The sequence below is a fragment of the Microvirga puerhi genome (assembly GCF_020089865.1).
Lineage (GTDB): Bacteria > Pseudomonadota > Alphaproteobacteria > Rhizobiales > Beijerinckiaceae > Microvirga > Microvirga puerhi.
This window is the reverse complement of the sequence record NZ_JAIRBM010000017.1, coordinates 82,617-108,199: the sequence shown is the minus strand read 5'-3', so window position 1 is coordinate 108,199 and position 25,583 is coordinate 82,617. Positions and strand designations below refer to the sequence as shown.

Sequence of the window (25,583 nt, the reverse complement as noted above, 5' to 3'; positions counted from 1 at the left end):
ACACCTTCACGATTGCGGCGGCGGCGAACAACCCGCCTCCGGCGCCGTCGGGTTCGTTCAACGTGAACGAGCATTCGGCAGCGAACACCGTGGTGGCGACGCTGGCGGCGACGGACGTGGACGGCCAGACGATCATCTACACCTTCCAGGGGGGACTGAACGGCGGCACGACCAGCGCCGACGGCCGGTTCAAGATCGTCGGCAACACGATCCAGGTGGCCGACGGCAACATCGACGTGACGGCCAACGACACTAAGAGCTACGCCCTGCAGGCCTCTGACGGCTCGCTGACGGCGAACGGCAACGTGTCGATCACGGTCAACAACGTGAACACGGCGCCATCGACACCGGTGGTGAACGGCGGCACGGCGGTGACGATCAACGAGGGCGCGGCGTTCTCGGGCACGCTGAGCGCCACCGACGACGCGACGCCGGCGGCGAACCTGACCTACTCGTTCGACACGACGCAGGCGGGTGGCGGTAATGCGGGTGGCCTGTTCACGATTGTCAACAACCAGCTGCAGGTGGCGGCGAATGCGCTGAACTACGAGACCCAGCAGACCTACACGGTCTATGTCCGGGCCAATGACGGCAGCCTGACGGGTGCCACCCAGGCGATCACGGTCACGGTCGGCGACGTGAACGAGGCGGCGACGGATCTCACCTTTACCGGCCAGCAGACGGTGCAAGCGGGCGCGACGGGAGCCGGCGCCAACGTGGTCCTGGCCACGGCGGTGGATCCGGACACGCTGAATGCGGGGTTCCGCAACAACCTCTACAAGTTCGCCAACGGCACGCTGACGGACGGCAAGTTTACGATCGATGCCACGACGGGTCAGATCAAGACGAATGCGGCAATCACGGCGGCGGATGTGGGCACGAAGACGCTCAGTGTTGTGGCCTATGACGCCGGCAACGGAACGCTGACCTACACCGAGAACTACACCTTCACGATTGCGGCGGCGGCGAACAACCCGCCTCCGGCGCCGTCGGGTTCGTTCAACGTGAACGAGCATTCGGCAGCGAACACCGTGGTGGCGACGCTGGCGGCGACGGACGTGGACGGCCAGACGATCATCTACACCTTCCAGGGGGGACTGAACGGCGGCACGACCAGCGCCGACGGCCGGTTCAAGATCGTCGGCAACACGATCCAGGTGGCCGACGGCAACATCGACGTGACGGCCAACGACACTAAGAGCTACGCCCTGCAGGCCTCTGACGGCTCGCTGACGGCGAACGGCAACGTGTCGATCACGGTCAACAACGTGAACCAGCTTCCGGTGTCTGACGGCGTGATGGCGACGAACCACGGCACGAAGGATGCTCAGGGCAACATCCTGCTCAACGAGGATGCCGGGCTAGGCTCTATCGCGACGGTGTCTGCGCACGATACCGATGGCGGGGTGATCAGCTTTGCACTGGCGGACACCAAGAACGGGCTGTTCTCTATCGACAGCGCGACGGGTGTGATCAGCATCGCAGATGCCAGCAAGCTGCCAGTAACAACGGACACGCCTTTTAACCTAGTGGTCAACATCTCGGACGGCCAGGGCGGCACGACCGCTCAGGCGGTCAACGTGATCGTTAAGAACGTAGAACACGCTCCTGTCATCGACGGCCTCTCCAATGCGCAGGTCAATGAGGATGCTGGTCTCACTACCCAAGTCGGCGTCTTCTCTGCCCACGACCCGGAGGACGGGCAGGCAGGCCTCGTCTTCGAACTCAAGGACGCGCTAGGGAACGCGGCCGATGCCGGTGGTCTGTTTGCTGTCGATGCGACCGGCCATCTGACCGTCGCAAAGGCACTTCCAGACGGAGTCGGGGACCAGCCTTTCACTGTCACCCTGAAAGTCTCGGACAAGAATGGCGGTCCGGGCTCTCTGTCGACCTTCCAAACCTTCACCATCACCGTGAAGGACGTCGTGCAAGGCAATCACGCGCCTGATAATCTTAAGTTGAACGGCGGGACGTCGGTCGACATCAACGAGAACGCCGCTTTCACCGGCAACCTCTCGGCGCATGACAGCGATCCAGGCGATACCACCTTCACCTGGACCTTCGACAATACGGTTGCCGGCAATGCCAACAACCTGTTCGAGATCGTCGACGACGGCAACGGCAACAAGCAGCTCAAGCTGAAGGCCGGCATCGATTTCGAGACGCTCCCTGCAAACCAGAAGTTTGTCATGGTCTATATGAAGGCCGATGACGGCAAGCCGGGCGGTGTCAGCGCGACGCAGGCCTTCAAGATCAACATCGCCGATGTCAACGAGGGGCCGGACAACATCCGTCTCAATGCCGCCACGGCTGTCACCATTGCCGAGAACACACCTACGAATACGGAAGTGGGAACTCTGACGGCGCATGATCCGGAAGGGCAAGCCGTAACCTACTCGCTAAGCGACAGCGCGGGTGGGCGCTTCATGCTCGACGCGACCATGACAAAAATCCTGGTCGCTGATGGCACAAAGCTTGATTGGGAAGCTCTCCCGAATGGAGCCAAGTACTACGACATCAAAGTCGTTGCTACGGATACAAGCCCCGATCACAAATCGTCGGAGCAGACAATCCGCATCAACCTGAGCGACGTTGATGAAACGCCGACGACGAACCATGCGCCGTCTGGTCTGTCTTTTGCCGCAACGGGACTGACCAAGGAATATGCGGCCGCCGGCACGCTCGCCGGTACGCTCTCGGCGTCCGATGCGGATCACGATGCCTTGTCCTATACCCTGCTCGACAATGCCGGCGGCCGCTTCATGCTCTCCGGCACCCAGATCCTGGTCGCCGATGGCTTTAGGCTCGACTTCGAACAGGCGAAATCCCACAACGTCACCGTCCAGGTCACCGACGGCCATGGCGGCGTCGCCAACCAGACCTTTGCGATTGCCGTCAACGACGTCAATCCCGAGGTCACGGCGGGCACCGCCGGCAACGATGTGTTCAAGGGTGGCGCCAAGAACGACAGGCTCGGCGGTGGGGCCGGCAACGACAAGCTGTGGGGTGGCTTGGGTAACGATCAGCTCACCGGCGGCAAGGGCAAGGACACCTTCGTGTTCGACACCAAGCTGAACAAGTCCAAGAATAAGGACCTGATCAAGGACTACTCGGTCAAGGACGACACGATCTGGCTCGACAATGCGCTGTTCAAGGCGAACAAGACGCTTTATGCGGCGATCAAGAAGGGCACCGAGGCCAAGCCGGTGAAGATGGCGGCGAAGTTCTTCAGCCTCGACAAGGCCAAGGACAAGGACGACTTCTTCGTCTACGACAGCCACAAGCACGTGCTGTACTATGATGCCGACGGCTCGGGGTCGAAGGCCGGGGTGGCGATTGCCACGTTTACCAACAACAAGGCGCTCAAGGGCTTCTCCTACAAGGAAATGCTCTTCATCTAAACCGTGCTTGGATGAACGAAGGCCCCGGTGTGGAGCACACCGGGGCCTTTCTTGTTGTATGGCGTCGATTCGAGGGCGAAGCTCGCTTTTAGGTATATAGTCTCATGACATTCGTTCCTTGGGGTGAAGCGGTCCTGCGGGACTAGAGCCCGTCTTTCAGAGCGGCAGCGCCTCATCTTTGCTGTTGACCGGGGCCGTCTGTAAATTGGCTTGAAGGTGTCTCGGTTGATCTCGATAACGCCTCTCTCGACAGCGCCTCCAATCCAAGTCCCCACGGCCGAGGCTGAGCGCCAGACGCTGAACCTGTGATGCTCCACCGGGCGCATGCCGCAGCGTGAATGAGTCTTATTGCATGCTACCCTGATTTTGGTCAGTCTTCCCCAGGTCAGAGCCATTCCAGGGGAGAAGATGCTCAAGCCGGTCCAATGGGATGATTCCCGCGCCTCCGAGATCATCGCGATGCATGCGTCGCTCGATGGCGCCGCGTTGCCTGTCCTGCATGCCCTTCAGGATGAGTTCGGTTTTATACCGGATCAGGCGATTCCCCTGGTTGCTTCAGCCCTCAACCTCTCCAAGGCAGAAATCCATGGCATCGTAACTTTCTATCACGATTTCCGCCGCACGCCGCCCGGCCGACATGTCCTCAAATTGTGCCGGGCAGAGGCCTGCCAGTCCATGAACAGCTCAGGACTCGCGATCGACTTCCTTTCCAAGTTGGGAATCAGCTGGGGCGAGACGACCCGGGATGGAACTCTTACGGTAGAGGGTGTCTATTGCCTTGGGCTTTGTGCGTGCTCGCCCTCTGCTCTTTTCGACGGTGAGCCCATCGGGCGGCTCGACATGGCCAGGCTCGACGCCGTAGTCCAGCAGGCGAGGGATTCATGATGCGGGTCTTTCTCTCCCAGGATGCTGCCTCCTTGGCGCTAGGCGCCGGGCGGATCGGCCACATGCTGTCCGATGAAGCGACCCGACGTGGCATTGTTCTCGATCTTGTCCGGACGGGTTCGCGCGGATTGTTCTGGCTTGAACCACTGGTCGAGATCGAAACGCCTGAGGGGCGCATCGCCTATGGGCCATTGAGCCCTGCAGACATTCCAAGTCTCTTCGAGGCCGGCTTCCTGCAAGGGGCACCTCATGCGCGCCGGATTGGGCGAATGGAGGAGCATTCTTATCTTGCCCGTCAGCGCCGCCTGACCTTCGCACGATGCGGTATCGTCGATCCGCTGTCACTGCAGGATTATCGCGCTCATGATGGGTTCAAAGCACTTGAATGCGCTTTGAGACTTGCACCCGCCGCTGTCGTCGACGAGGTGAGGGAGTCGGGCCTGCGTGGGCGCGGTGGTGCCGGATTTCCGACGGCAATCAAGTGGGACACGGTCCTGCATCGCGACGCGGGTCAGAAATATGTCGTCTGTAATGCGGATGAGGGAGACAGCGGCACTTTCGCCGACCGTATGCTCATGGAAGGGGACCCCTTTTGCCTCATCGAAGGGATGCTGATTGCGGGCCTCGCCGTCGGCGCAACAAAGGGGTTCATTTATATCCGGTCCGAGTATCTGCACGCGTTCCGAGTGATGAGCCGCGCCATCGAGATTGCGACAGAGGCCGGATATCTCGGACCGTCCGTTCTGGGATCTGGGCGATCCTTCGAGCTGGAAACCCGGCTGGGAGCAGGCGCCTATATCTGCGGCGAGGAAACTTCGTTACTTGAGAGTCTTGAGGGAAAGCGCGGGGTCGTGCGGGCGAAGCCACCGGTGCCGGCCATCGAGGGTCTCTTCGGGAAGCCGACTGTCGTTAACAATGCCCTGTCCTTCGCGGTGATCCCCTGGATTCTCGCGCATGGAGCGAAGGCCTATGCGGATTATGGCATGGGCCGCTCCCGCGGGACGATGCCCGTCCAGCTCGCCGGCAATGTGAGACAGGGCGGGCTGATCGAGCTGGGATTTGGCGTCACGCTTCGCGAACTTGTTTACGATTTCGGCGGCGGTACAATGACAGGACGGTCGGTGAAGGCTGTCCAGGTTGGTGGTCCCCTGGGAGCGTATTTTCCGGAATCGATGCTGGACCTTCCCTTCGACTACGAAACATTGGCCGCGGCGAAAGGCATGCTGGGCCATGGCGGGATCGTGGTTTTCGACGATACCGTCGATCTTGCCCAGCAGGCTCGATTTGCCTTCGAATTCTGTGCCGCGGAGAGCTGCGGAAAGTGCACGCCGTGCCGGATCGGTGCGGTTCGTGGCGTGGAAGTGCTCGATCGCATCATCGCGGGAGTGGAGCGGGAAAGAAACTTCGCGCTTCTCGATGATTTGTGTCAGCTCATGACCGATGCGTCCCTCTGCGCCATGGGCGGTCTTACCCCGGTTCCCGTGCGAAGTGGCCTCGCACATTTCCCTGATGATTTCGACAAAGCACCGCCTTTGCGCGCGGCGGCTGAGTGAGGCGCATTGCGATGGCTCTGATTCAGGAAACGGATTACGGAACACCCATTCGCAAGTCCGATGCGATGGTCAGCCTCGTTATCGACGGGCAGGCGGTGACGGTGCCGGCCGGAACCTCGGTCATGGCGGCGGCCATGATGATGGGCACCAAGATTCCCAAACTCTGCGCAACCGACTCGCTTGAGCCCTTCGGTTCCTGTCGCCTCTGTCTCGTGGAGATAGAAGGGCGTCGTGGAACGCCGGCGTCCTGCACCACCCCCGTAGAGGCCGACATGGTCGTTCACACGCAGACGTCGCGCCTGGCCGATCTGCGGCGCGGCGTCATGGAGCTCTACATCTCCGATCATCCGCTCGACTGTCTCACCTGCTCGGCGAACGGCGACTGCGAACTACAGGATATGGCCGGCGACGTGGGCCTGCGCGAGATCCGCTACGGCTACAAAGGCGACAACCATCTCAAGGCGCCGATCGACACCTCGAATCCTTACTTCACCTTCGAGGACTCCAAATGCATCGTATGTTCGCGCTGTGTGCGGGCTTGCGAGGAAGTGCAGGGAACCTTCGCGCTAACAATCCAGGGACGAGGATTTGATTCCCGTGTCTCGCCTGGAGGGACGGATTTCTTCGGTTCCGAGTGCGTATCCTGCGGTGCCTGCGTCCAGGCCTGTCCTACGGCCACCTTGAACGAGAAGAGCGTGATCGAGCTCGGCAAGCCTGAGCATTCCGTGATCACCACATGTGCCTATTGCGGCGTCGGCTGTTCCTTCAAGGCGGAGATGAAGGGCAACACCGTCGTGCGCATGGTGCCCTACAAGGATGGCAAGGCCAACGAGGGGCATTCCTGCGTTAAGGGCCGCTTTGCGTGGGGCTACGCGACTCACAAGGAGCGCATCACGACGCCGATGATACGGGAGAAGATCACAGATCCTTGGCGGATCGTGTCGTGGGAGAAGGCGTTCGAGCATGCGGCAAGTGAATTCAAGCGCATCCAGACGCAGTATGGCCGTGATTCTATCGGCGGCATTACGTCCTCCCGCTGCACGAATGAGGAAACCTTCCTGGTTCAGAAGCTGGTTCGCGCCGGCTTCGGCAACAACAATGTGGATACTTGCGCCCGCGTCTGTCATTCGCCGACGGGATACGGCCTCAAGACGACCCTTGGCACTTCGGCCGGAACGCAGGATTTCGCCTCTGTAAGTCAGGCCGACGTGATCGTGGTGATCGGTGCTAATCCGACCGACGGCCATCCCGTTTTCGCCTCACGCATGAAACGCCGCCTTCGGGAGGAGGCACGCCTCATCGTGATCGATCCGCGGCGGATCGATCTCGTGAAGTCGCCGCATGTCCTCGCGGATTATCATCTGCAATTGCTTCCCGGCACGAACGTGGCCCTCATCAACGCGCTGGCTCATGTCGTGGTGACCGAGGGGCTCGTGAATGAGGCCTACATTCGTGAGCGCTGTGATCCGGCGGACTTCGAATCCTGGGCACGCTTCATTGCCGAAGATCGCCATTCGCCTGAGGCTGTCGAGCGCGTGACCGGCGTTCCGGCAGCTGACATGCGCGCCGCCGCACGGCTCTACGCTACGGGTGGCAATGCGGCAATCTATTATGGCCTGGGTGTCACCGAGCACAGTCAGGGGTCGACCATGGTCATGGGAATGGCCAATCTCGCCATGGCGACTGGAAACCTCGGGCGGGGCGGTGTTGGTATCAATCCCTTGCGCGGTCAGAACAATGTGCAAGGATCCTGTGACATGGGATCCTTCCCCCATGAGTTTTCCGGCTATCGGCATGTCTCCGACGATGCGACTCGGCATATGTTCGAGGCGCTCTGGAACGTGCCGCTCCGGAGCGATCCGGGACTTCGCATTCCGAACATGCTCGACGAAGCGGTCGAGGGGCGTTTCAAGGGTCTCTACATTCAGGGGGAAGATATTGCGCAATCCGACCCCGACACACAGCATGTGACCGCTGGACTTGAGTCGATGGAATGCATCGTCATTCAGGACATCTTCTTGAATGAGACTGCAAAATACGCCCATGTATTTCTTCCAGGCTCTTCGTTCCTGGAAAAGGATGGCACTTTCACCAATGCGGAGCGGCGGATCAATCGCGTCCGCAAAGTGATGCCGCCACTTGCCGGAATGGCAGACTGGGAGGTCACAATCGCCCTCTCGAACGCTCTCGGCTATCGGATGAACTATGCACATCCGAGCGAGATCATGGACGAGATCTCCAGGCTGACTCCCACGTTTGCCGGCGTGTCCTATGAAAAGCTCGACTTGCTCGGTTCCATTCAGTGGCCGTGCAACGAGGCTGCTCCGTTAGGCACTCCGACGATGCATGTGGACCGCTTCGTCCGCGGCAAGGGCAAGTTCATGCTGACCGAGTTCGTGCCGACGGAAGAACGCACCGGACCACTTTTCCCGCTGCTTTTGACGACGGGTCGTATCCTCACACAATACAATGTCGGGGCCCAGACACGCCGAACCGAAAACAGCCGCTGGCATGAGGAGGATGTTCTCGAGATCCATCCATTCGATGCGGAAAGCCGCGGGATCGTGGCCGGTGACATGGTGTTGTTGGAAAGCCGCTCCGGCGGCATTACTCTTCGAGCCCTCATCAGCGAACGCATGCAGCCGGGTGTCGTCTATACGACATTCCATCATGCCAAGACAGGCGCGAACGTCGTGACCACGGACTATTCCGACTGGGCGACCAATTGCCCCGAGTATAAAGTGACAGCCGTGCAGGTGCGACGCACCAACCGACTTTCCGACTGGCAGGAGATGTTCCTTGAAGAGGAGCAGCGCCTCAAGCGCATCGAGACCCCTCTCAATGCAGCCGAATAGGGCAGGGACTGCGCTTCCCACGGCTGTGGAGGCCGCAATTTCCATCGTCTCCTTCGAGAAAGAGGACGATATGGCTGCAACGCGGGCCATTCCTGCCGAGGAGCCCGTCAATATCGTTTATGCTGGAATCCCATTTGCCGTCATGATGGCAAGCCCGAGTGACTTGGAGGATTTCGCTGTCGGCTTCAGCCTTACCGAAGGTATCGTTGAGACGGTGTCTGACATCCGTTCAATCCGCGTGGAACGGGAGCCGCGCGGCGTCAAGCTCTTGGTCGATTTGTCCGCCGAGCGACTTCACATACACCTCGCGCGCAAGCGCGCCCTCGCCGGACGTACGGGATGCGGGGTATGTGGGATTGACGATCTCGATTCACTGCCGGTGGCGCGCCGAACGTTCGGGAACGACGGCCCGGTCATCCCGATCGCTTCAATACGATCTGCTCTCGATACTCTTGAGTTGCGCCAGCCTCTCAACGCGGCGACACACGCGGTCCATGCGGCAGCGTGGGCCGATCTCAACGGAAACCTTGTCGTGGTTCGCGAAGATGTCGGACGCCACAATGCACTGGACAAGCTGATTGGCGCCCTTTGTCGAGACACGATTGCCCCCGACAATGGTTTCTGCATCGTCACCAGTCGTTGTTCCTTTGAGCTGGTGGAAAAAGTGGCAGCTTTCGGAGGGAGGGCCATCGTCGCAATTTCTGCGCCGACGTCACTCGCCGTGGATCGCGCGCGCCTCCACGACATGACGCTCGTCGCTGTCGCTCGTCGTGACACCATGACGGTGTTTCACGGACGCGAGCGCATCGGCATACTGGACGCTTTGCCATGACCACCCAAAAGCTGGCCCGCATGGCCAACCAGATCGCGGACTTTTTCAGGTCCTATCCGGAGCAGCAGGCCATCACCGGGATCCGTGACCATATCGCGGCATTTTGGACACCGCATATGCGGGATGCTCTCTTAGCTGACTTAGAACGGGGCGAAGGAAAGCTGGATCTGCTCGTCACCAAAGCGCTGCAGACCTTTCGAACTGCAGAAAGTCCGATCGAAAAGCAAATTGCCGGCCCAGAACAGCTCGGACAATTGGAGAGTGATGCCGGATGACAGCCGAGAGCTGCCTTTAAAGCTTGTCCTTGCTGATAGGAGCTCGGGTTTCCATCTGCTTATAGATGGCTTCTGCAATCGTCAGCAGCGTTGCCCTGTCCGTACGGCCCGTGATCACGTAGGATAGATCCTTATCGATCCAGGAGAAAGCAGCGACATCACCTTTCGCCTCGAACCGGAAGGCCGTAGGCTCTTCGCCTCCGCCGGATCTGGCATAGAGCGTCAGGCGTTTTCCCTGCTCGTCCTCATACATGAAGAGCGCTGCCGGCGATGCTTCCGCAGGCAGCAGGCGCCCACCGATAAGATGAAAGCCCTGCGCATTCAGATTGGGGGCCAAGATGGGCTTCCCCAGCCTGCGCGAAAGCCATTGGACCAGATGAGCTTCCTGATTGGCCCCAACTTCGACGGGATGGGCGGTCTCGGTCACATACGTGAGATAGGCCGCGATCGCGTCCTGTGCGACCTGTTGCGGTTGCTGCGCAGGGGTGGTGCCGGACGTGATCCAGGCATGACCCGCGGCTCCGATGGCTGAGCCGACAAGAAGCCATGCCGCCGCGGCTGCCATGTTCTTCCAACCGCGAAGGGAGTGCGGCCGGCTGTCCGCCATGACATTGGCGATGCGGAGGCGGGCGGGGATGGGTTCGCTTGCCTTCGCGGCGAGGCGCCGGCGCAATGCGTCACGGTGCTGGACATACGCGGCAACCTGCTCCGCAGCGTCTTTCTGCGAGCTCAGATAGGCTTCAACGGCCGCTCGGCGCTCTGGAGGCAAATGACCGTCTACATAGGCGTGGAGATCATCCTCGCCGATTGGTCGCTCAGCAGTCATTTCACTCTCCTGAGCACTGTCGTGCGGCCCGTTTCCATATATCGCCTCATGCGCTCCCGGGCCCGGCTCAAACGCGACATGACAGTTCCGACGGGAATAGCCAATGTCTTGGCGGCTTCTTCGTAGGAAAGATCCTCGACGCCAATGAGAAGAATGACGGAGCGCTGCTCCTCCGAGAGGGAATCCAGGGCCGAAAGGACGTCCTGCAAGCCGACGTGATCCTCCTGTTCGGGTTGCGGTATGGTCAGCTCCGACAGAGCGTCCGTGCCGACGTGAATGCCTCGCCGCTTCTGCTGACGAATCCGATCCACAAAGAGGTTGTGCTGAATGGCGAAAAGCCAGGCCTTCAGGCCGCCGTCCCGTCGACGGGAATGCCATCGGCTGATGGCACGTTCAAGAGTGTCTTGGACGAGATCGTCAGCCGCTTCGGAGTCGCGCAGAAGAGCCCAGGCGTGACGCCTGAGGCTCGGAATCAGCGGCTCGAGAAGGGCAGCAATCTCATCCAAGATGGGATACCTCGTCCTATTCAGACGACTTGGCTCTATGGCGCCGCAATGTGCCAGATATTGTTGACACCGTCGCCGGTCGTTTCGCCGGGCTTGGTATCTTTTGCCCACGTGTAAAGCGGTTTACCCTTGTAGGCCCACTGCATGGAGCCATCGTCCCGCTTCACCGTGCTCCAGTCTCCCGAGGCCTTTGCACTGGCGTCGGCCATGAGCGGCGGCCAGTTCTGAGCGCAGGTCCCGTTGCAGTTGGACTTGCCTGCTGCGTCCTTGTCGAAGGTATAGAGTGTCATGCCTTTCGCGTCGACGAGAGCTTTTCCTTTCGGCGTCTCGGCGGTCTTGGCCGGCATGGCCGTTTGAGCGATTGCCATGCTCGCGCCGAGCAGAGCGCCAAGAACAATAGAGGTACGGAGTATCATTTTGACCACAGCATTTCTCCCCTGGGTTCATCACTGACCCGAGAGAAAGACGCTCAATGGCGCGGTTTATTCCACGTCTGATCGAACGCATCCTGAATTAAGTCGCAAAATCCAGGTCCCAACTCTGCGGGGCGTATTAGCCCATCGTAGTGGTCCGTCGGAGGCGACGAGCCCTTGTCGAAACCTCGGGCACGATACAAGATGGCCGGCATCATGCCCGTCAGAAGGGTATAAGCCGAATCCAACCGGCGGAGGGCGTAGGAGAAACTGCGCCACAGAGGAAACGAAGCCGCACTGCACGTCTCCTTGACGTGCAGTGTCCGAAGAGGAGGCGTCGGTGACGGCGACTGCTGACTCGCGCGAGGATACGTTCCCGAAGCTGATCGTCAGCAATGCCCGCATTCGGCCTCATCGGACGGCATTTCGGCATAAAGATCTGGGGATCTGGCAATCCTGGACATGGGCCGAGGTTCACCACATCGTCCGAGCCTACGCCGTAGGTCTTCTCGATCTGGGGCTGACACGCGGCGGCAGAATCGCCGTCATCGGACACAATCGGCCCCGTCTTTATTGGACGATCATGGCTGCCCAGTGGATCGGCGCGACACCGATCCCGGTCTATGCGGACTCCGTGGCCGATGAGATGGCCTATGTGCTGGCTCATGCCGAGGTCACTCACGCCGCGGTTCAGGACCAGGAACAGGTCGACAAGCTTCTTTCCGTAGCGTCCCGCCTGCCTCAACTCGAGCATATCCTCTATGATGAGGTCAGGGGCTTGCGAGACTACGACCATCATCGCCTCCATTCTATCGAGACCGTCATCCAAGGAGGATCGGAGCAGCTAAGGAGCCCGGCGAGACAGGCTGCGCTTCAGGCTGAACTGGAGAAAGGCAAGGGGTCCGATCTCGCCGTAATTCTCTATACCTCGGGCACGACTGGGCGCCCCAAGGGCGTCATGCTGACCTTCGAGAGCGTCATCGCTGCTGCGGAAATCGGCTGCAATTTCGATAAGCTGAACGAGACGGATGAGATCATTGCCTATCTGCCGATTGCCTGGGTGGGCGATCACATCTTCTCCTACGCTCAGGCGATCCTGTCCGGGCTATGCGTGAACTGTCCCGAGAGCCCTGAAACGATCGCCGATGACAGGCGTGAGGTCGGAGCAACCTACATCTTTGCCCCACCGCGCGTCTTCGAGAGCATGCTGACCCTCACCATGGTCCGCATGGAGGATGCCAGTGCTCTCAAGAAGCGCATGTTCACATTCTTCATCGACCATGCCACGAAAGTCGGCGAGAGGATCCTCAACGGCGACGTTCAGGTCGGATGGTGGGATCGTGCCATCTGGCATCTCGGAAACGTCTTGGTCTACGCTCCCCTGCGCAACAGATACGGCATGACCAGGCTGAAGGTGGGATATACGGCAGGAGAAGCCATTGGACCTGAAATCTTTCGGTTCTATCGGTCCATCGGCGTCAATCTGAAGCAGCTCTACGGTCAGACGGAAGCCTCTGTTTACATCACCATGCAACCAGACGGAGAGATCCATGCGGATACGGTGGGCAAGCCGGCTCCGCGCGTCGAGATCCGTATCGCCGAGAACGGCGAAGTTCTCTACCGTTCACCGGGAGTCTTTCTCGGCTATTATAAGGATGACGAGAAGACCGCCGAGACCAAGACCCCAGACGGATTCGTGCACTCCGGTGACGCCGGATTCTTTGATGCCGCCGGGCATCTCAAGATCATCGATCGCGCCAATGATGTCGGGCGATTGCAAGATGGTTCTTTGTTTCCGCCAAAGTACATCGAAAACAAGCTTAAGTTCTACCCGAACGTCAAAGAGGTGGTGTGTTTCGGCAGCGAACGGGACTATGTCGGCTGCTTCATCAATATCGATCTCGTGGCGGTCAGCAGCTGGGCCGAGCGGACGGGCGTGACCTATGCCTCCTATCAGGAGCTTGCCGGTCACCCACTCGTCTACGACATGATCGAAAGGCATGTCGATGAGGTCAACCGCTCCCTTGCAGGCGAACCGCGGATGGGGGGAGCGCAGATCAAGCGCTTTCTGATCCTTCACAAGGAGCTCGATGCCGACGACGGAGAGCTGACGCGGACTCAAAAAGTTCGACGTGGCTTCATCGCTGAGCGTTACGCGGACCTTATTCAGGCGCTGTATGACGGATCGCAGGAGAAGATGGTCACGACAGAGATCACATTCGAGGACGGGCGCAAAGGAACGATCTCCGCACGCGTCAAGATCCGCGACATGACTCTTCACTCTGTCGAGAGCGGCCCCGCATTGCGGGAGGCGGCGGAATGAGGCCTCCTCTACAGCCTAACAGGGACACAGACAACACGCTTCTCGCCGTCGAGAATGTCTCCCTGAGGTTCGGAGGCGTGAAGGCGCTCACCGGCGTGTCTTTCGATATCCGCAAAGGCGAGATCCGCGCGATCATCGGTCCGAACGGCGCCGGCAAGACGTCGATGCTCAACTGCATCAACGGATTCTACCACCCGACGGATGGCCGTATCATTTTCAAGGGAGAGATGCGTCGCAAAATGCGGCCACATGTGGCTGCCCGCGGTGGCATTGCGCGCACCTTCCAGAATGTGGCTCTCTTCAAGAGCATGTCCACGCTCGACAACATCATGGTGGGGCGCTCGCTCAAGATGAAGGCTGGGTTTTTTTGGCAGTTGCTCCGCTATGGCCCAGCTATCGAGGAGGAAGTTGCTCATCGCAAGGTCGTCGAGGACATTATCGACTTCCTGCAAATTCCGCATATCCGCCGAACTCCCGTGGGGAGACTTCCCTATGGTCTTCAGAAGCGTGTGGAGCTTGGTCGGGCGCTGGCTATGGAGCCGGATCTCCTGTTGCTCGATGAGCCGATGGCCGGCATGAACCTTGAGGAAAAGGAGGATATGGCCCGTTTCATCATCGAGGTGAATCAGCAATTCGGAACAACTGTCGCTTTGATCGAGCATGACATGAGTGTCGTCATGGATCTCTCCGACCGGGTCGTCGTGCTGGAATATGGCCGAAAGATCGCCGATGGAACGCCCGAGCAGGTCAAGAGTGACGCCCGGGTCATCGATGCCTATCTCGGTGTGGCGCATTGAGGAGAGCCGATGGACATCCTCTATAAAGCCTTCGTCGAGCCCTTCCTCTTCATGAGCGAAGCGCCGGATCTTCTTTTGCAGACACTTTGGGAGGGGCTTGTCTCCGGTGTTCTTTATGCACTGATCGCCCTCGGTTTTGTCCTGATCTTCAAAGCTTCCGGAGTCTTCAACTTCGCACAGGGGATCATGGTGGTCTTTGCCGCGTTGACCTTGGTCGGACTCTACGAGAAAGGCGTCCCGGCGCTGCTCGCGCTCCTGCTGACAGCGGGCGTCATGCTGCTACTTGCTATAGCAGTGGAGAGGATCGTTCTCCGTCCACTCGTAAACCAGCCCGACATCATCCTGTTCATGGCGACTTTCGGCCTGACCTATTTTCTGGTTGGCCTCGGCGAGCTAGTCTTCGGGGGATCGCCCAAGGAGATGATTGCCGACGCGCTTTATCTCCCACAGGGCACGACGGAACTGACGCTGTTGGGAGGGCCTGTTCGCTTCCAGCACCTCGACATCGCGGCCGCTGTCATCGCCTCGATCATCATTGCGGCTCTCGCCGTCTTTTTTTCGAGAACACGGATAGGCCGTGCGCTGCGCGCCGTCGCCGACAGTCACAAGGCCGCTCTCTCCGTCGGCATTTCCCTCAACCAGATCTGGGTCATCGTCTGGTTCGCCGCGGGAATTGTCGCGCTTGTTGCGGGGATCATGTGGGGTGCGCGCTCCGGCGTCTCGTTCTCTCTTCAGATTATCGCGCTCAAGGCTCTTCCGGTGCTCATCCTGGGTGGGTTTACATCGGTTCCAGGAGCCATCATCGGCGGGTTGATCGTTGGTGTGGGCGAGAAGGTCGGTGAATTCTATTGGGGACCGCTGGTCGGTGGCGGCATCGACACGTGGCTCGCCTACGTCATCGCGCTTCTATTCCTGCTCTACAGGCCGCAAGGGCTGTTCGGAGAACGCATCATAGAACGGATTTGAAGGGATACTACGTGCTCTATCGCGAAGCGGGACAGTTCAAGACGACCTATTTTTCCGACATGGCCGTATTTCGCCTGCGGGAGGATCGGACTGGGCTCGCCGTTGTCGTCGTCGCGGCCTATGGCCTCGCCTTCGTCGGCACGGATTTTCTGCTCCAGGCCGTCTTGATTCCGTTCCTGGTTTTCTCCCTCGCCGCAATCGGACTCAATATCCTGACCGGATATGCGGGGCAGCTTTCTCTTGGAACAGGCGCGTTCATGGGGGTCGGCGCCTATTCCTGTTACAAGCTCATGACGGCTTTTCCGGATGTGAATGTCATCATCTGGATACTGGTATCGGGCCTCTTCTCGGCAGCAGTCGGTGCATTGTTCGGATTGCCGTCATTGCGGATCAAAGGGTTCTATCTCGCGGTCGCGACCCTGGCGGCGCAGTTCTTTCTTCAATGGTGTTTTATTCGCGTGCCATGGCTCGTGAATTATAACGTCTCCGGAGCGCTGGATGCGCCTCTTCGCACGGTTTTCAGCATACCCGTCGTTGGAGCGACGGCAACGTCTCAGGCGCGCTATATCGTCGTTCTGACCCTCGTCATCGCTTTGACCTGGCTTGCTTCGAACCTGGTGCGTGGCCGCATCGGACGTATGTGGATCGCTGTGCGCGACATGGATCTGGCAGCCGAGCTCATAGGCATTCGCCCACTTCAGACGAAGCTTCTCGCCTTCGCTGTGTCGTCCTATTATTGCGGGGTTGCCGGAGCACTGATGGTCTTCCTCTGGTATGGCGGCGCGGAATACGATGTTTTTAACATCAACCAGTCCTTCTTCATCCTGTTCATGGTGATCATCGGCGGCCTCGGCAGTCTTATAGGGTCGTTCTTCGGTGCTGCGCTGATCTTCATCATGCCGATCCTGCTCGGCATTATCCTGCCGGCTCTTCTCGTGCCTTTCGGACTCTCGATAGGTGCAGAGACGATCGAACATCTACGTTTCATGATTGTGGGTGCACTCATCATTTTCTTCCTGATCGTCGAACCACACGGACTCGCGCGGCTTTGGCAGATCGGCAAACAGAAGCTTCTGGTCTGGCCTTTCCCCTACTGAATTGAATCGAAAGGCCGCCTGAGGAGACGTCGCTCGACAAGGTCCGGTCCAACCGGAAAACATGGGAGGAGTGCAGATGTCGTTTCGTAGTGTGACCTTGGGTTTGGCGGTTGCAACCCTCATGGGGGGAGCGACATTGCCTGCCACAGCCCAGGATTCCATTTATGTGCCTCTCTTTACTTACCGAACCGGCCCCTTTGCCGGGTCCGGCATGCACATCGCTGACGGGATGCATGATTATCTTGAAATGCTGAACCAGCGTGACGGCGGCATAGGTGGCGTCAAGCTCGTTATCGAAGAATGCGAGACTGGCTATGACACCAAGAAGGGTGTGGAATGCTATGAGGCCGTGAAGGGCAAGAATCCTGTCATCGTCAATCCGTGGTCAACCGGCATCACATTGCCTCTGATCCCACGTGCGGCCGTCGACAAGATCCCGATCCTGTCGATGGCTTACGGACTTTCCGCATCGGCGCGCGGTGACATCTTTCCATGGGTCTTCAATCCGCCGAGCACCTATTGGGACGGCATGTCGATGATCATTAAATATATCGGCGACAAGGAAGGCGGACTCGATAAGCTGAAGGGAAAGAAAATCGGCTTCCTGCATCTCGATGCGAGCTTTGGAAAGGAGCCGATTCCTCTGCTTGAAGAATTGTCCAAAGAACTCGGATTCGAAGTCAAACTTTATCCGGTTGCTGCACAGGACATGCAGAACCAGTCCTCGCAATGGCTGAGCGTGCGTCGCGACCGTCCTGATTACATGATCATGTGGGGATGGGGATCTATGAACGGTGGCGCAATCAAGGAAGCCGTTCGGTCCGGCTATCCGATGGACAAGTTCCTCTCCGTCTGGTGGCCAGGCGAGGACGATGCAAGAAGCGGTGGCGCAGGAGCAAAGGGCTTCAAGATGCTCAACTGGCATGGCGTCGGTACGACATACCCGGCTCTTCAGGACATCATGAAGAATGTGGTCGATAAGGGACTTTCGAAGGCATCCAAGGAAAAGGTCGGAGAGCTTCTTTACAATCGCGGCGTTTATAACTCGCTGCTGATTGCCGAAGCCATCGCCAATGCCCAGAAGCTGACGGGCAAGAAAGTCGTGACGGGTGAAGACGTACGGCGTGGTATGGAAACCATCAAGCTCGATCCCGCTCGCCTCAAGGCCCTCGGTCTGGAGGGCTTCGCGGACGAGATCGCTCTTTCGTGCGTCGATCACAATGGCCACCGCCCCGCCTTCATGCAGGAATGGGATGGTTCCAAATGGGTGAAGATTTCCGATCCCATCGCTCCGATGGGCGACCGTGTCCGGGCGCAGTTGGAGGCCGCAGCAAAAGATTATGCCGAGAAGAATGCTGGCTGGCCCAAGCGGGCCGAAGCTTGCGACAAGGCGAGCTGATTCGGACGTAAGGCGTAAATCTGCGGGCAGGGCGAGCCCTGTCCGCAAACACTGTCGGCATGGAGGTCCCGGTGGAGCAAACCACGCAGACGACAGGGATAAACGGTGTTGGGACAGAAGACCTCGTCCTCTCGGTCAACAACATCGAGGTGATCTATGATCATGTGATCCTTGTCCTCAAAGGTGTCTCGCTGAATGTGGAGCGTGGTGGGATAGTTGCGCTGCTCGGCGCTAATGGGGCTGGCAAGACGACTACTCTCAAGGCCATCTCAAATCTTCTTCATGCCGAGCGTGGAGAGGTGACAAAGGGAAGCATCACGTTCGAAGGACAGAGGGTTGATCAGCTATCGCCGAACGAACTCGTGCGTCGCGGCTGCATTCAAGTCCTTGAGGGGCGCCATTGCTTTGGTCACCTGACGATTGAAGAGAACCTCCTTACAGGTGCATTCACACGGCGAGACAGCAATGCTGCTATCTGGAGAGATGTTGAGGCCATCTACGAGTACTTTCCGCGCCTGAAGCAGCGGCGCAACGCCATGGCGGGTTACACGTCTGGTGGCGAACAGCAGATGTGTGCCATCGGTCGGGCGATGATGTCTCGACCGACGATGATCCTTTTGGATGAACCATCGATGGGCCTTGCGCCGCAGATCGTGGAAGAGATCTTCGAGATCGTACGGAAGCTCAATGAATCGGAGCGTGTGTCCTTTCTCCTCGCAGAGCAAAATACAAACATGGCACTGAAATATGCGACCTATGGCTACATTCTCGAAACGGGACGCGTCGTCATGGACGGCCCTGCCACGATGCTGCGTGAGAACGAAGACGTGAAAGAATTCTACCTGGGCGTCTCGGAAGGGAGCCGCAAATCTTTCCGGGAGGTAAAGAGCTATAAACGCCGCAAACGCTGGCTGTCCTGATCGCCCTTTCGCCGGAACTGTAAGCAGAGTGAACGACGTGTCTGAATTTTTCGATACGCTTGAAACCCGCGACCCCGCCGAGCGAGAAAGAGACATATTCTCTCGGCTGGCGGAGATCTTGAGGCGCGCGGTGCAGACGCCAACCTATGCGAAGTTGTTGCATGGCATTGAGCCCAATTCGATATCGAACCGAGAGGCGCTCGCGGCTCTACCGGTGCTGCGCAAGTCGAGCTTGCCGGTCCTGCAGAAGGAGATCACGCCATTCGGTGGTCTGACGCTGGGGCCGGCCTCTGCTTTCGGCCGTCTTTTCACGTCACCGGGTCCGATCTTCGAGCCCGAAGTCCTCGCTTCAGATCCATGGAGGGCCGCGCGTGGCCTGTACGCAGCCGGCTTCCGCAAGGGTGATGTGGTTCTCAACACGCTGAGCTATCACATGACGCCTGGCGGCTTCATCATGGATTCAGGCGCTAGGGCGCTCGGCTGTCCGGTCATTCCAGCTGGCCCTGGCAATGTGGAGCAGCAGTTCGAGCTGATCGAGGCCTATCGGCCGGTAGCCTACACTGGGACGCCAGATTTTCTCAAAATCCTGCTTGATGGCGCCGATGCGGCTGGCAGGGATCTGTCGTCGATCCGGCGCGCGCTTGTCTCCGGCGCTGCCTTCCCCAGATCTCTGCAGGAGGAATTCTCCCGTCGTGGAATTGATGCGCTCCAAGCCTATGCGACGGCCGATTTGGGTTTCATCGCCTACGAGACGTCGGCACATGACGGATTGGTCGTCAACGAGAACATTATCGTGGAGATTGTTCGGCCCGGAACGGGCGATCCCGTACCTGCAGGTGATGTGGGTGAGATTGTTGTAACGACTCTTGATCCGCAACGTCCCTGGATTCGTCTGGCCTTGGGGGATTTGACTGCCGCCCTGTCAGGGATGAGTCCCTGCGGGCGAACGAACATGCGAATCAAAGGATGGATGGGCCGCGCTGATCAGGCCACAAAGGTCAAAGGCATGTTCGTGCGCCCCGAGCAGATTGCCCAAATCGGCCGTCGTCATCCGCAACTCGGACGACTGCGTCTCGTAGTGACACGGGAAAACGAGATGGATGTCATGACGCTGAAGGCCGAAGCGATGCAGTCGGATGCGACGCTCGAAGCTGCGCTGGCAAATACGCTTCAGGATTTAACAAAGCTGAAAGGGCGTGTGCTGATCGCTCCGCCCGGTGCGCTTCCCAACGACGGGAAGGTGATTGCTGACGAGCGGAGCTACGATTGAGCTCCGCCGTCGTTTCAGGGGAAATGGCTCGCAGAGGGCCATTCCATTTGAGTTAGCGTCCGACTGCGTAAGCCTGCATCAACCGGGGCGTAGCGGCGCCATGAAGGAGGCCATCCTTGTCGCGGCTTGCGGCCACGAGACGGCCGACAGTCCAGGCGGGCATCTTCTCGATATCGTGTCCACGGGTGCGCAGTTCGTCGAGAACCTCAGCTCCGAACGTTTCCTCGGCTGCAAGATGCCCGGGCTTCTGCTCGCGCGGATAGAAGGACGACGGGAAATGAGCCGTATGAGCCATGGGCAGATCGATGGCTTCCTGCAGGTTGAGGCCATGATGGGCATGACGCAGGAAGAGCAGCAATTGCCATTGCTCCTGCTGGTCGCCACCCGGTGAACCGAACACCATGTAGGGTTCTCCGTCCTTCTCTGCGAGGGTTGGGGTTAGCGTGGTACGCGGCCGCTTCCCAGGCTCAAGGCTCGCTGGGAGACCGCTCTCGAGCCAGAACATCTGAGCGCGGGAGTTGAGCATGAAGCCGAGCTCAGGGATTACGGGCGAGGATTGCAGCCAACCGCCGGATGGCATTGCGGCGATCATGTTTCCGTGCCGATCCACGACATCGATGTGCACAGTATCGCCGCGACGTGCGGAGCGCATGGACGCCAGGGTGGGTTCACCGCCAGTAACCTTGCTGTCCGTGGTAGAGAGCTCGCGCAGGGCCTTCATGGCGCGCTCGACCTGGAACTCGAAGCCATCCACATGCCCCGGGCGGAGTTCACGTGAGGCGTGGTCGCCGATCAGTTTGCGTCTCTCATCCGCATAGGCGTCAGAGAGAAGCACGTCCATAGGAACTTTCACGAAATTCGGGTCGCCGTAATAGGCCTCGCGATCCGCGAAGGCGAGCTTCATAGCCTCGACAACCGTGTGAAGGAACGTAGCGCTCGTCGGGCCCATGGACTGAAGATCGAAGCCTTTGAGAAGGGATAGAGTCTGGAGGAAAACCGGTCCCTGGCCCCACGGTCTAATCTTGTTGACCCGATAATTGTGATAGTCATACGTCAGAGGAGTATCATAGCTCGCCGACCACGACGCCATATCGTCTGCGGTGATGACGCCACGGTGACGTGCTCCCGACTGGTCCATGATCTCATGATCACGTGCGAACCGATCGATCGCCTCGGCGACAAAACCTTTATAGAAGGCTTCCCGGGCCGCTTCGATTTCCGCCTCTCTGTTGCGCCCCTTCGCCTCGGCCTCGCGCAGAACGCGTCTCCAGGTTTCTGCCAATTGCGGATTGCGGAAGAGTTTGCGCGCCTCGGGGACATTCCCTCCCGGGAGATAAACGGCCGCCGAGGTCGGCCACTCTGTCTCGAAGAAGTTTTTCAGGCCCTTGATCGTGTCCGAAACACGCGGAAGCAAAGGGTGTCCGTTCTCAGCATAGTAGATCGCCGGCTCGAGCACATCGCGTAGGCGCAGGCTGCCATGATCGCGCAGAAGAATCATCCAAGCATCGAAGGCGCCCGGGATGACGGTTGCCAGCAGCCCGTTTCCGGGAATGAGCGAAAGCCCCTCGCGCTTGTAATGGTCGATGGTCGCGCCTTTCGGCGCCGTGCCCTGGCCGCACAGTACTTCGACCTTGCCGGTCCTGGCCGAATAGAAAACAGCCGGAACTTCGCCCGCCGGTCCGACAAGATGCGGCTCAACGACCTGGAGCACAAAGCCTGATGCGACGCAGGCGTCGAACGCATTGCCGTCCTTCTCGAGCATTGACATCCCTGCGGCAGAGGCGAGCCAATGAGTCGACGTGACGATGCCGAACGTGCCGAGGATTTCAGGCCGTGTAGTGAACATGTTATCGATCCAGAGTTAGAAGTTTAGTTTTCGCGAGGATCCAGAGCATCGCGCAGGCCGTCACCCAGAAGGTTGAAGCCGAGAACGATGAGGAAGATGGCGATCCCGGGGAAGAAGGACATCCATGGTGCTTGATCCATGAAGTTCTTGGCGGTGTTCAGCATCGATCCCCAGGAGGGATTCGGCGGCTGCTGTCCTAGGCCCAGAAACGACAGGCTTGCCTCTGCGATGATGGCACTCGCAATCGTCAGGGTCGCCTGGACAAGAATGGGGGGAACGACGTTCGGCAGGATATAGCGAACAATGATCCAGAAATCCGGAAGCCCGATGGCTCGTGCGCCCTCGACGTAATCTTCCGCCTTGATGGAAAGCACTTGGCCGCGGGTCAGACGGATGAAGATCGGCATGGCGGATAGACCAATCGCGATCATCGCATTGCTCAGGCTCGGGCCGAGGAACGCGGCAAGAGCGATAGCGAAGATCAGGAACGGAATCGCGAGCATCGCTTCCGTGGAACGTGAAATGACGGCATCGATCCAACCGCCGAAGTAGCCGGACACGAGGCCGAACGGGACGCCCAGGAACACGGCGATCGAGACGGAGATGACGCCGGCCGAAAGTGAAGCGCGAGCACCCCAGAGCATGCGCGAGAATACATCCCTCCCCAACTCATCCGTGCCGAACCAGAAGAGGGCAGATGGCGGTTTCCGGATCGTCGAGAAGCTTGGCTTGACCGGGTCGAAGGGCGCGAGGAGGGGAGCCGCAATCGCAATGAGGACGAAGAACAGGACGATTCCTGCACCAAGCAATGCACTGCGGTGCTTCAGAAATTTTGTGAGGATGCGGCTTCGCTTCTTGGGAAGAGCCATGTCCTCTGTAATTGCAAGTGTCATCGGGAGTGCCTCAGACGTGGATTGGCAAGAACGTAAAGGACGTCGGCCAGCAGATTCATGAGAATGAAACCAACAGCTGTGCAAAGGACAACGCCTTGCACGACGGCGTAGTCTCGATTGAAGACGGCATCCACCACGAGCTTACCAAAGCCCGGAATGGTGAAGATCTGCTCCGTCAATACCGCGCCCGCGAGCAGCTCGCCGAACAGCAGGGTCGACAGCGTGATGATCGGAACAAGGGCGTTGCGGAGAGCATGCTTCATAATAACGACATGGCTTAACAATCCCTTCGCGCGGGCCGTCCGGATGTAGTCTGAGCGCATGACACCGATCATCGCGCTTCGCGTATGGCGCATCAGGCTGGCAGCAAGCCCGGTTCCAAGAACGAAGGCCGGCATGAGCATGGTCTTGATGTTCAGCCACAGATCTTCCGTTGGAGGAACGAAACCCGATGCGGGAAGGAGCTTCCAGCGCACGGAGATGAGCATGATGAGGAGAATGCCGAGCCAGAAATTCGGAATCGACAACCCGGACAGGGCAACGACATTGGCGGCATAGTCGACCGATGTGCCTTTGCGGACAGCCGAGATGATCCCTGTCGGAATGCCAATCGCAAGCGCAATGATCATGGCGAAGATGGCAAGTTCGATCGTCACCGGAAGCTTGCTGAGGATCAGCGTCAGAACCGGGATGTCAGTCCGCAACGAAATTCCCAGGTTCCCTTGGAGAACCTGACTGAACCAGGCAAAGTACTGAACCGGTATGGGATCGTCGAGACGATACTTCTCCCGAAGGAACGCCAGGACCTGCGGATCACGCTCTTCTCCTGCGAGCGTTAGCACAGGGTCCCCCGGCAGAAGCTGCTGCAAGGTAAAGACCAGAACCGAGACGATCAGGATCGTCGGGATGGCAATCAGGATACGTTTGGCAATATAGCGGAGCATGTGGCTCTGGCGTCAGATGCATTGCGGGGAGCGTGCCCGGTGAACCCGGGCACGCGTATGACTTATGTTCAGGATGAGAACTTCATTCCCTTAAGACGGATCATGCCGTCTGGATAAGGTTGAAAGCCTTGAACTTTCTTTGCCAGAACGAACGGCCAGGGCTGGTAGTATGTATAGATGATCGGCAGTTCATCCTGAAGGATGGTCTGGGCGGCATCATACAATTCCTTGCGCTTGGCATCGTCGTTGGTGATCCGTGCCTCGTTCAGGAGACGGTCCACTTCCTGATTGCAGTAACGCCCGTCATTCAGGCCGCCCTTGCAGGTGACGAACGGGTGGATGTTGCCGTCCGGATCGACACGCCCGGACCAGCCGATGACGTTGACGTCGAAATTACCGGCCTGGGCTTCCTTCTGCATAGCAGCGAATTCAGTCGGACGGAGCGAGATATCGAAGCCAGCTTCAGCGGCCATGGCCTGAATGATCTCGGCCGTCTGCTGTGCGGTCGTGCCCGTACCAAAGGTCAGGTCGAACTTCACGCGCTCGACACCTGCCTCCTTCAGAAGTTTCTTTGCCTTCTCGACATCGCGCTTCTTGGCAGCGAACTTCTTGTCGTTATACGGGCTGGCTTGAGGGAAGGGTTGCCCGGCTGGCGGGAAGATTCCAGCGCCCACCACCTCGTTGATGACATCGCGGTCGATAGCATATTCGAGCGCCTGACGGATGCGCTTATCCTGACCCAGCGGCGACTTTGAGCGATCGCCATTATTGGTATTGATGGTCAGGCCCTGGTAGCCAATGCCGCTGACGGGTGCAAAAATCAGGGATGAATCCGCCTTCACTGAAGCAACATCGCTCGGGGCGAGGCGCTCGAGCATATCGAGGTTCCCCGCCTTGAGGTTAGCGAGCCGGACAGTCGTATCGGGAATCGGCTGAAAAATGACCTTCTCGAAGTTATAGTTCTTCGCGTCCCAGTAGTCCTTGAAGCGCTCAAGAACGATCCGGTCGTTCTGAACACGTTCGACGAACTTGTAGGGACCCGAACAGACGGGCTTCTGGCCGAAGTCCGCGGAGGCGAGAGCTTTCGGCGACATGAGCATGCCGGCGCGATCGGAAAGCTGCGACAGCAATGTCGCATCCGGCCGGGACAGCTTCAGAGCGACGGTCGTATCGTCCACGACTTCCACGCTCTCGACGGAGCTGATTTCGCTCTTGCGCAAGCTGTCCGGAAGCGTGCGGGCGCGGTCGATATTGGCCTTTACGGCAGCGGCGTTCAGAGGCTCGCCGTCATGAAATTTCACGCCGGACCGAAGCTTGAACGTGAGAGTCTTCGGATCCGTCCAGCTCCACTCGGTGGCAAGCTGCGGGACGAACTTCAGGTCGGGCGTGATGTCGATGAGCTTGTCGCACAAGGACGTGAAGACGATACGGCCGACGAAGGTTCGTGCACGATGCGGATCGAGGACGTCAGGGTCCTCGTTCAGGCCGATTCTAAGGGTCTGGGCAGCTGCTACGCCGCTCATTGCGAGCGTAGCAGCTGCTGCCAGCATGAAGGTAGATTTTTTCAATGGTCTCTCCTCTG

The 25,583-nt window shown here is 58.9% G+C and carries 20 protein-coding genes; 13 read left to right on the top strand and 7 right to left on the bottom strand.

Annotation, left to right across the window (positions count from 1 at the left end):
* The 6 genes from K9B37_RS19205 to K9B37_RS19180 form a co-directional block, all read left to right on the top strand.
* The coding region (locus K9B37_RS19205; protein WP_224315137.1) for a cadherin domain-containing protein at positions 1-3,401 on the top strand (3,401 nt) is incomplete at its 5' end.
* Positions 3,402-3,809: 408 nt separating this feature from the next.
* Entirely contained in the window at positions 3,810-4,286 is a 477-nt protein-coding gene (locus K9B37_RS19200; protein ID WP_224315136.1) for a formate dehydrogenase subunit gamma, read from the top strand.
* Positions 4,283-5,839: a formate dehydrogenase beta subunit gene (locus K9B37_RS19195; protein WP_224315135.1), complete on the top strand. Its 1,557-nt coding sequence runs from the start codon at positions 4,283-4,285 to the stop codon at positions 5,837-5,839. Before K9B37_RS19200 ends, K9B37_RS19195 begins: the two co-directional genes overlap by 4 nt.
* Before the next feature lie 11 nt (positions 5,840-5,850).
* Positions 5,851-8,694: a formate dehydrogenase subunit alpha gene (gene fdhF, locus K9B37_RS19190; protein ID WP_224315134.1), complete on the top strand. Its 2,844-nt coding sequence runs from the start codon at positions 5,851-5,853 to the stop codon at positions 8,692-8,694.
* On the top strand, positions 8,681-9,526 hold the full coding sequence (gene fdhD / locus K9B37_RS19185) for a formate dehydrogenase accessory sulfurtransferase FdhD (RefSeq protein WP_224315133.1): 846 nt from the start codon (positions 8,681-8,683) through the stop codon (positions 9,524-9,526). The genes fdhF and fdhD overlap by 14 nt, the downstream gene beginning before the upstream one ends.
* Positions 9,523-9,801 (top strand): formate dehydrogenase subunit delta, encoded by a 279-nt coding sequence (locus tag K9B37_RS19180; protein WP_224315132.1) that lies wholly within the window; start codon positions 9,523-9,525, stop codon positions 9,799-9,801. Before fdhD ends, K9B37_RS19180 begins: the two co-directional genes overlap by 4 nt.
* A 16-nt stretch (positions 9,802-9,817) precedes the next feature.
* Here K9B37_RS19180 and K9B37_RS19175 read toward each other — a convergent pair whose 3' ends face one another.
* Genes K9B37_RS19175 through K9B37_RS19165 form a run of 3 tightly spaced genes read right to left on the bottom strand, consistent with a single transcriptional unit; the run spans position 9,818 to position 11,501 of the window.
* A complete protein-coding gene (locus K9B37_RS19175) occupies positions 9,818-10,627 on the bottom strand; it encodes an anti-sigma factor family protein (protein ID WP_224315131.1) in 810 nt (269 codons plus the stop codon).
* Complete coding sequence (locus K9B37_RS19170; protein ID WP_224315130.1) at positions 10,624-11,133, bottom strand: sigma-70 family RNA polymerase sigma factor; 510 nt, start codon at positions 11,131-11,133, stop codon at positions 10,624-10,626. Before K9B37_RS19170 ends, K9B37_RS19175 begins: the two co-directional genes overlap by 4 nt.
* 35 nt (positions 11,134-11,168) lie before the next feature.
* Positions 11,169-11,501, bottom strand: coding sequence for a COG4315 family predicted lipoprotein (locus K9B37_RS19165; protein WP_224315147.1), 333 nt, complete (start codon positions 11,499-11,501; stop codon positions 11,169-11,171).
* Positions 11,502-11,886: 385 nt separating this feature from the next.
* Between K9B37_RS19165 and K9B37_RS19160 the strand changes: the two genes are divergently transcribed.
* The 7 genes from K9B37_RS19160 (at position 11,887) to K9B37_RS19130 (ending at position 20,318) form a co-directional block, all read left to right on the top strand.
* Positions 11,887-13,869, top strand: coding sequence for an AMP-dependent synthetase/ligase (locus K9B37_RS19160; RefSeq protein ID WP_224315129.1), 1,983 nt, complete (start codon positions 11,887-11,889; stop codon positions 13,867-13,869).
* Complete coding sequence (locus K9B37_RS19155; protein ID WP_224315128.1) at positions 13,866-14,666, top strand: ABC transporter ATP-binding protein; 801 nt, start codon at positions 13,866-13,868, stop codon at positions 14,664-14,666. The genes K9B37_RS19160 and K9B37_RS19155 overlap by 4 nt, the downstream gene beginning before the upstream one ends.
* A 9-nt stretch (positions 14,667-14,675) precedes the next feature.
* Complete coding sequence (locus tag K9B37_RS19150; RefSeq protein ID WP_224315127.1) at positions 14,676-15,632, top strand: branched-chain amino acid ABC transporter permease; 957 nt, start codon at positions 14,676-14,678, stop codon at positions 15,630-15,632.
* Between the two features lie 11 nt (positions 15,633-15,643).
* Positions 15,644-16,729: a branched-chain amino acid ABC transporter permease gene (locus K9B37_RS19145; protein WP_224315126.1), complete on the top strand. Its 1,086-nt coding sequence runs from the start codon at positions 15,644-15,646 to the stop codon at positions 16,727-16,729.
* A gap of 76 nt (positions 16,730-16,805) precedes the next feature.
* Entirely contained in the window at positions 16,806-18,128 is a 1,323-nt protein-coding gene (locus K9B37_RS19140) for an ABC transporter substrate-binding protein (RefSeq protein ID WP_224315125.1), read from the top strand.
* A gap of 59 nt (positions 18,129-18,187) precedes the next feature.
* Positions 18,188-19,048: an ABC transporter ATP-binding protein gene (locus K9B37_RS19135; RefSeq protein ID WP_439651758.1), complete on the top strand. Its 861-nt coding sequence runs from the start codon at positions 18,188-18,190 to the stop codon at positions 19,046-19,048.
* A gap of 37 nt (positions 19,049-19,085) precedes the next feature.
* Positions 19,086-20,318, top strand: a complete 1,233-nt coding sequence (locus tag K9B37_RS19130) for a phenylacetate--CoA ligase family protein (RefSeq protein ID WP_224315123.1) — start codon at positions 19,086-19,088, stop codon at positions 20,316-20,318.
* Between the two features lie 52 nt (positions 20,319-20,370).
* Here K9B37_RS19130 and K9B37_RS19125 read toward each other — a convergent pair whose 3' ends face one another.
* From K9B37_RS19125 to K9B37_RS19110, 4 genes are all read right to left on the bottom strand, one after another.
* Positions 20,371-22,164 carry a gamma-glutamyltransferase family protein gene (locus K9B37_RS19125; protein ID WP_224315122.1) on the bottom strand — a complete coding sequence of 598 codons (1,794 nt, stop codon included), beginning with the start codon at positions 22,162-22,164 and terminating at the stop codon, positions 20,371-20,373.
* A gap of 23 nt (positions 22,165-22,187) precedes the next feature.
* On the bottom strand, positions 22,188-23,033 hold the full coding sequence (locus K9B37_RS19120) for an ABC transporter permease (RefSeq protein ID WP_439651759.1): 846 nt from the start codon (positions 23,031-23,033) through the stop codon (positions 22,188-22,190).
* Positions 23,034-23,053: 20 nt separating this feature from the next.
* On the bottom strand, positions 23,054-24,001 hold the full coding sequence (locus tag K9B37_RS19115; protein ID WP_224315120.1) for an ABC transporter permease: 948 nt from the start codon (positions 23,999-24,001) through the stop codon (positions 23,054-23,056).
* Between the two features lie 68 nt (positions 24,002-24,069).
* Positions 24,070-25,569 carry an ABC transporter substrate-binding protein gene (locus K9B37_RS19110; protein WP_439651757.1) on the bottom strand — a complete coding sequence of 500 codons (1,500 nt, stop codon included), beginning with the start codon at positions 25,567-25,569 and terminating at the stop codon, positions 24,070-24,072.
* Between the last annotated feature and the right edge of the window lie 14 nt (positions 25,570-25,583).